Genomic DNA, 6,407 nt, shown 5'->3' with positions numbered 1-6,407 from the left:
GCCTTTGTCACCGGCCTGCAGGCCCAGAACCGCCTGCGCCTGAAATGGAATGGGGCTAGCTGCACATTTGCGGTGGAGTTGCCGCCCGGCAACCTGGAAGACATTGCCCGGGTGGGTCCAGTGCGGTGCAGCGGAGTCAAGCGATGATTGACACCAAACCCTGGCGCCTCGCCGCTGCGGCATGCCTGACTCTTCTGGGCGCGGCGCCGGCCTGGGCCGCGCTGATCTGCAACGCCACAGCGACACCCGTACAGACGGTGTACTTTGAGAACGACCCGAATCCCACMGAYGGCGCGTGGACCGTGACGATCAACTGCACGCGCGGCCCCACAGATTCAGCCAGCTCAGACTACACCTTGCAGGCCGATAACGGCTTCAACCCCACCGGSAACACCAACCAGGCGGTCAACGGCAACGGCCAGACCAACCGCATCGCTTACGAGCTTTACAGGACGGCACCAGGCAACGGCGCATGGGGCGGAACCGCGGCCACGGACTTCGCCGGAACGGTCAACTTCGGTGGTGCCCTGACGGCCAGTGCCACCCATGTCTTCTACAGCCGCATTGCGGCCGGGCTCAACAAGAGCGCCAAACTCTTCACCGACACCGTGACCATGCGCCTGCGCTATGACAATGGCCCCGGCAACGTGGACGTCTTCCCCACATTCCCCGTGAGCATCAACAACCAGTCCGTCTGCCTGCTCAGCACGCCGCCGGGCAACATCCAGTTCAACTACGCATCTTTTCAGCTCGCCGCGGCCACAGCCAGCACAGCCTATGCCGTGCGCTGCACCATCGGCGAAACCTACACCATGGCGCTGGACGCGACGGCAGGAGCCCTGCTCACGCTCAATTACAACCTGGCTTTAAGCAATCCCGCAGGCCAGACCGGTACGGGTTTTCCGCAGAATTTCACGATCAACGGCACCATCCCGGGGGGCCAATCCGGCACCTGCGCCACGGGCACGTGCACCAGCACGCAGATGCGGACGCTGACCATTACTTACTGACGTCCATCTTGTTTCCGCCAGCGTGATTTTTGTCACGATTTTTCGACCCCAGTGCCCACGGGAACGACGCAATACGGCACCATGCACAGTACTGCTACAAAACGTTACCATCAGCAGTTAGAAGTCGTCCCGCCAGCGAAGGCCCGGGCGATTAACGGAGTCCATCGATGAGTGTCTCTTACGCATTGCGCATTGCCCTGGCAGCCCTGCTGTGCACCTGCGCGTTGCACGCCAAAGCAGCCATTACCTGCACACTCGCGGCCACGTCGGTCAACCTCAACTACACCAACGGGGCGGCCGCTGCCAATGCCAGCGGCACTATCACCGTGAACTGCACCCGGCTGGCGACGGACCTGAACAGCACAGGCTACTGGGTCAGCATTGACTATGGCAGCCGTACAGGCCTTACCCGCCGGGTGTTCCGCCATGGCGGAGGTACCGTTAATGCTGATCGACTCGACATCAGCATTTTCAAAAATGCCACTGCGACCGATTGGACCAATGCCACCACCGGCCGAGTAAGTGGAACCTTGACGTTTGGCGCGGCCCTGAGCGCCAGCACCGTGCTGACCTACGACTTCCAGGTGAAACCCAGYCAAACCGGCAATACGCCCGGTATTTATGACGAGACCTTTATCACCAGCCTTCAGCTAGCCACTACCGGCCCTGTCGTTGCTACCACGACATTCACACCCACCGTGAGCATCATTGCTGCGTGCTTTGTGGGCCAGGTCGCTTCCGGCAACACGGCCCCGGGCGCTATTTCGCCATCAACCCTGACATTGAACTACACCTCTTTTGCGGCTACCCCGCAGACGGCCACCATGAACTTCACGGTGGACTGCACCCGTAACACAACCTACACCCTCGCACTTTCGCCGACATCTGGCACGTTGCTGGGCCTCAATTACACCTTGGCGCTAAGCGGCGCAGGAGCAACAGGTACTGGCTTCGCCCAGCCCTACACGGTCACAGGCACCATTGCAGCCGGYCAGKCGGGCACCTGCTCCRGAGCCACCTGCACYGCCACCCAGACCGGGGTTGCGGTTACCGTCACCTACTAAGCAGGCGTAAGGCGCCTTCAGCGCGGCCTCAACAAACTACTGGGTACTAACCGGCGACCGCCGCTTTGGCGTTCTATGCCCGATAAGAGCACCACATCACAGTTTTGCCGCAATCTAATTGAAGCAAAAACCCTCATATTGATGAAATTTATAAATATTTATCAAAACCATCAACAAAAGGAAAAATCAAATTTAAAACTCAGTTTGTGTGAAATGTCACTAATTAACACTTTTGCAGTGACTTTTACCAATTGATTCAAATTAACAAATTCGATAGCATGACTGCAACAACTGATAGTTTTAAGGAGTTGCGCCATGAAAACCATCAAATTTGCTTTTGCCGCCGCCCTGGCCGCCCAGTCCCTGCTCGGGATTCACGGCGCAGCCCAGGCGCAAACCAGTTCAGGCTCATTTGGTGTGACCATCGTGTTGCGCAGTTTCAGCGAAGCCGTTACGGCAGACCATCGCTGCACCCATCGCGGCCAGCCAGACGGCCAGGCCGGCACCCTGCGCATCAGTTGCCCAGCCACCGTAGACATCCAGGCTATCGCATCCGCCTCGACCAGCAGGTCCGGCCAAACGCAACGCATGAACACCATGACCGATTCCGCTTCAGGTAGCCGCCTGGCCGTGGTGGCAGGCAAGCCCATGAATTCCCGGGACCCGGTTGAATTGACCATTTCCTGGTAATCAGCGGCTCACACGCCGCCTGGCGACACCAGGTTTCCATCCTGCCGCACTTGCATCTCGCGAGCAGGACCTTCAAGCCCCTGTCGGCAACCGGCATGCAGTGACGGCTGCATAGCAAATCTCGCCCGCAAACGAGGCGCGACCTGCCCGCGCCTCCGCACCACACTCAAACGCGCCTCGACCGGCACACAACCGTAACGCCGGTGCTGCGTGCCTGGCGATTCCGCCGGCAACCCGTCGCAAGCCCCGCCAGCGAGCAGTCGATCAGCTGCCTGCGCTGCTATGCACGCCACACAAGGGCACCACGCGATCCCAGTGGCGTGCCTACCTGCCTATCTATCACGGGCAACCAACCACCACCGACGTCCCTTGCGTGGACCTCTTCCGATTGTTAAAGCGCATACGACTTGCCCAGTCAATCCAACCACCGTCGCCGTCTGATCGCATGAAGCCCGCCTTCACTTTGAGGCCTCGCTCGAATAGCGCGTGCYACAGCCTTCATTAACCAGCTCTGCCTCTCATACAACGAATGTTCGACCAGTTCAAGCGACGCGGTAGTTCCAGAGAGGACAGAGAAAAGCACCACTTGGCAGACAAACGCCATTTGTTTCTGACTCGTTACACCACTCTGGGAAATATGTCACAGAAGAAGGCTTGTGGCATTCGTTACATCCAAGCCAAACCCCATCTTTCTTGTCGCCATTTCGCATAAATCCATTGTTTTCAATGACTTAAGCGTGACGTATTTACCATTTGTCGCCCGCGTTACGAATGTAAAGCCACCTTTTTTCGAAACGCCTAGTTACAGTCCATTCACGTTCAGAAAAAGCCTGAACACCCGATTCACCTTCTTATTACCGCAGAGAGGACCTTGATGAAAAAAATTGTTTTAGCAAGCGCCTTGGGCCTGGCCGGTTTGGCGGCAGCGCCAGCGCATGCAGAGTCCACATTTACCACGCCCGCAATTACGGGTTCCACAGCGACTGCACGGCTGGACTTTTCCATTGTCATTCCGCAGGTGCTGTTCCTGCGTGTTGGCACCAGCTCTGGCAATACGGCAACCGATGGCACGATCGACAGCGTGACCTTCACGGTTCCAGGCGCCAGTGTGGGTAATAGCACCGTGATCGCCGGTGTGGGCGGCGACCTCACCGCAGGTGCTGTGACGGTGCGCGTTTATGGCAACGGCGGCAACATCAGCCTCAACTCAAACACCACCGGCCCGTTGACGACCGGCACCGCCGGTGAAGTGATCCCCTGGAGCCAGATCAATGTGGTCGGTGCCGCACTGGGAGCCACGACCGCCGGCTTTACCAATGCCGCCATTACCCACCCAGCATTCAACCTGGGCGCAGGCGGCGGAGCTGGTACCGCCACCACATTGACGGCCACCAACCGACTTGTCCGCGTCGAAGGCAAGTGGACTTATACCTACCTCAACGCAACCTTACCCGCAGCCGGCACGTACGGCGGCACCATCGCCAAAAACGGACGAGTTACTTACACCGCCACGCAGCTCTGAACTTCAACCTTAATCCTTAGGAAACATCATGAAAAAACTCCTTCTTGTCAGCACCCTGGGCTTAACCGGCTTGCTGAGCGCTACCGCCCACGCCGAATCCACATTCACCAACCCTGCCATCGTCGGTTCGACCGCGAACGCTCGCGTGGACATGACCATCGTCATTCCACAAGTGCTGTTCCTGCGTGTCGGCACCAGCTCCGGCAATACGGCAACTGATGGCACGATTGACAGCGTCACCTTCACGGTCCCAGGCGCGAACGTCGGCGACAGCACCGTGATTGCTGGCGTGGGCGGTGACCTGACCGCAGGTGCAGTGACAGTGCGCGTGTATGGCAACGGCGGCAACATCAGCCTCAACTCCGCCACCACCGGCCCGTTGACGACCGGCACCGCCGGTGAAGTGATTCCCTGGAGCCAGATCAACGTGGCCGGCGCAGCACTGGGCGCCACCACCGCCGGCTTTACCAATGCCGCCATCACCCACCCAGCGTTCAACCTGGGCGCAGGCGGCGGTGCTGGTACCGCAACGACGCTGACCGCTACCAACAAGCTGGTCCGCGTCGAAGGCAAGTGGACCTATACCTACCTCAACGCGACCTTGCCAGCAGCAGGCACCTACGGCGGCACCATCGCAAAAAATGGCCGCGTTACCTACACCGCTACACAACTCTGATTACATAAATCCTTAAGTGGCCCCGCTTGTCGGGGCCATTTTTATTTTTGTTGATATTTCTGAGTTAGCGTAAAGTGGTACTTATGCGCACCCAACCCCTGTTCCTCGTGCCCACTCGCAGCAGTGTGTTGCAAGTGCTGCGCGTCGCCGCATTGGGGGCCGGCGCTCTGGCCTGCGCGGGCGCCCAGGCCTTTGTTGTCACCATCACAGCAGGCACCAAGTCATTGTTTTTGCAGGTAGGCGCCGGAACCATGACCGGCGGCAATTTCAGCTCCGGAGGTACGCCCGGCAACAATTCCACCATCAATCGCGTTTCAGTCACCATTCCAGCGGCCAACATCGGAGCCGGCACCAGCGCCATGACAACCGACAGCACCGTTACGGCCAGCCCTTATGACAGCTTTGCCTTTTGCACGGTGCCCGCGCAGGTTTACGTCGGCGGCTTTTACCGCACACCGGGCACCGGCGCCAACGCCACACTCACCGCCACCGCACCGGCCTCTCTGGTCAATGCCACGGGCGACACCATTCCGTTCAATACCATCTCCTGGGTTTCCGGCGGCGCACAAGACCCGACTCCCACCATCCCCAGCGGAACGTTTGTAGGCGGTGCATCACAAACGCTGCTCAGCGTTACACGCAACACCTGGTTTGAAAGCTGTCTGCAGTTCAACTACGCCAATACCCAACTGGTGGGTTCGGGCACCTTTACCGGCCGCGTCAGCTACACCCTGACCTCCCCATGATGATGAAAAGACCGGTCAGCCTGTCACACCTCATCGGATTTGCCGCCCTCCTGCTGCTTGCCAACGTGCTGACTGCACAACACGCAGCCGCCACCACGACCCGCGTGGATGACACCGGCACCGTCGCGACCCAGAGCGTCGTCCCCATGCGCTGGCGGCAGCTGGTTCCCGGCCGCGGGGCCRACAACTCGGTGGAAGCCAGCCTGCGGGTTGCGCTTCGCCTGAACCTCTCGCGCTGGTTGAACCAGCCGGTCAGGCTCTACATGGGGCTCGCCCCGGTCCCGGGCGAGCCCATCTTTGTTACCTGGAGAACCCAGGGGCGTTTGCTGCCTGGCTCACTGCGATCTGGCGGCCGCACCCTGATCTTCGACGGTGTCGTCAGTGCGGCTACCCTGGAAGAAACCGTTGAGCTGATTCTCAGAACAGATGGGCGCGCGCTGACGTCTTCCCAGGCCCTGCAGTTTTATTTCGAGGTAGATACGCAATGATCCGTCTCCGGTTACTTGCCCTGCGGCAGTATGCGGCTGGCCTTGTTGGCTTGGCCTTCGCCCTGATTGCGCCTGGCGCAATGGCAAGCGAATTTGCATTGGCAGTGTCGCCTCCCCGGTTTGAACTCGAAGTCAAACCCGGCGAGYGTCTGCGCCAGATCATGGAAATCACCAACGCATCGTCAGCTTCCTCAACGTTCAGTATCAGGAC

7 protein-coding genes are annotated in these 6,407 nt (G+C 59.4%); all 7 read left to right on the top strand.

Annotated features, from left to right (window positions below):
• The first annotated feature begins 143 nt into the window (after window positions 1-143).
• The 7 genes from AC1D1P_RS11215 (at window position 144) to AC1D1P_RS11185 (ending at window position 6,196) form a co-directional block, all read left to right on the top strand.
• The gene (locus tag AC1D1P_RS11215; RefSeq protein ID WP_477673018.1) at window positions 144-1,010 is read left to right on the top strand and encodes a spore coat protein U domain-containing protein; all 867 of its coding nucleotides are present in this window, start codon (window positions 144-146) and stop codon (window positions 1,008-1,010) included.
• A 167-nt stretch (window positions 1,011-1,177) separates the two neighbouring features.
• A complete protein-coding gene (locus tag AC1D1P_RS11210; protein WP_477673017.1) occupies window positions 1,178-2,074 on the top strand; it encodes a hypothetical protein in 897 nt (298 codons plus the stop codon).
• Between the two features lie 315 nt (window positions 2,075-2,389).
• Complete coding sequence (locus AC1D1P_RS11205) at window positions 2,390-2,764, top strand: hypothetical protein (protein ID WP_477673016.1); 375 nt, start codon at window positions 2,390-2,392, stop codon at window positions 2,762-2,764.
• An 874-nt stretch (window positions 2,765-3,638) separates the two neighbouring features.
• Complete coding sequence (locus AC1D1P_RS11200; protein WP_477668631.1) at window positions 3,639-4,286, top strand: hypothetical protein; 648 nt, start codon at window positions 3,639-3,641, stop codon at window positions 4,284-4,286.
• 28 nt (window positions 4,287-4,314) lie between these two features.
• A complete protein-coding gene (locus AC1D1P_RS11195) occupies window positions 4,315-4,962 on the top strand; it encodes a hypothetical protein (RefSeq protein WP_477668632.1) in 648 nt (215 codons plus the stop codon).
• Between the two features lie 83 nt (window positions 4,963-5,045).
• Window positions 5,046-5,708, top strand: coding sequence for a hypothetical protein (locus tag AC1D1P_RS11190; protein WP_477668633.1), 663 nt, complete (start codon window positions 5,046-5,048; stop codon window positions 5,706-5,708).
• The gene (locus AC1D1P_RS11185; protein WP_477673015.1) at window positions 5,708-6,196 is read left to right on the top strand and encodes a hypothetical protein; all 489 of its coding nucleotides are present in this window, start codon (window positions 5,708-5,710) and stop codon (window positions 6,194-6,196) included. The genes AC1D1P_RS11190 and AC1D1P_RS11185 overlap by 1 nt, the downstream gene beginning before the upstream one ends.
• The last annotated feature ends 211 nt before the right edge of the window (window positions 6,197-6,407 follow it).

Source organism: Polaromonas sp. P1_E1_2 (assembly GCF_056406035.1).
The sequence above is the reverse complement of the archived record's forward strand: the minus strand, read 5'-3'. Positions and strand labels throughout refer to the sequence as shown.

What these genes read in the sequence shown, in the direction of transcription:
- AC1D1P_RS11205 (WP_477673016.1), top strand. Translation starts at nt 2,390, where the DNA reads ATGAAAACCATCAAATTTGCTTTTGCCGCCGCCCTGGCCGCCCAGTCC.
- AC1D1P_RS11200 (WP_477668631.1), top strand. Translation starts at nt 3,639, where the DNA reads ATGAAAAAAATTGTTTTAGCAAGCGCCTTGGGCCTGGCCGGTTTGGCG.
- AC1D1P_RS11195 (WP_477668632.1), top strand. Translation starts at nt 4,315, where the DNA reads ATGAAAAAACTCCTTCTTGTCAGCACCCTGGGCTTAACCGGCTTGCTG.
- AC1D1P_RS11190 (WP_477668633.1), top strand. Translation starts at nt 5,046, where the DNA reads ATGCGCACCCAACCCCTGTTCCTCGTGCCCACTCGCAGCAGTGTGTTG.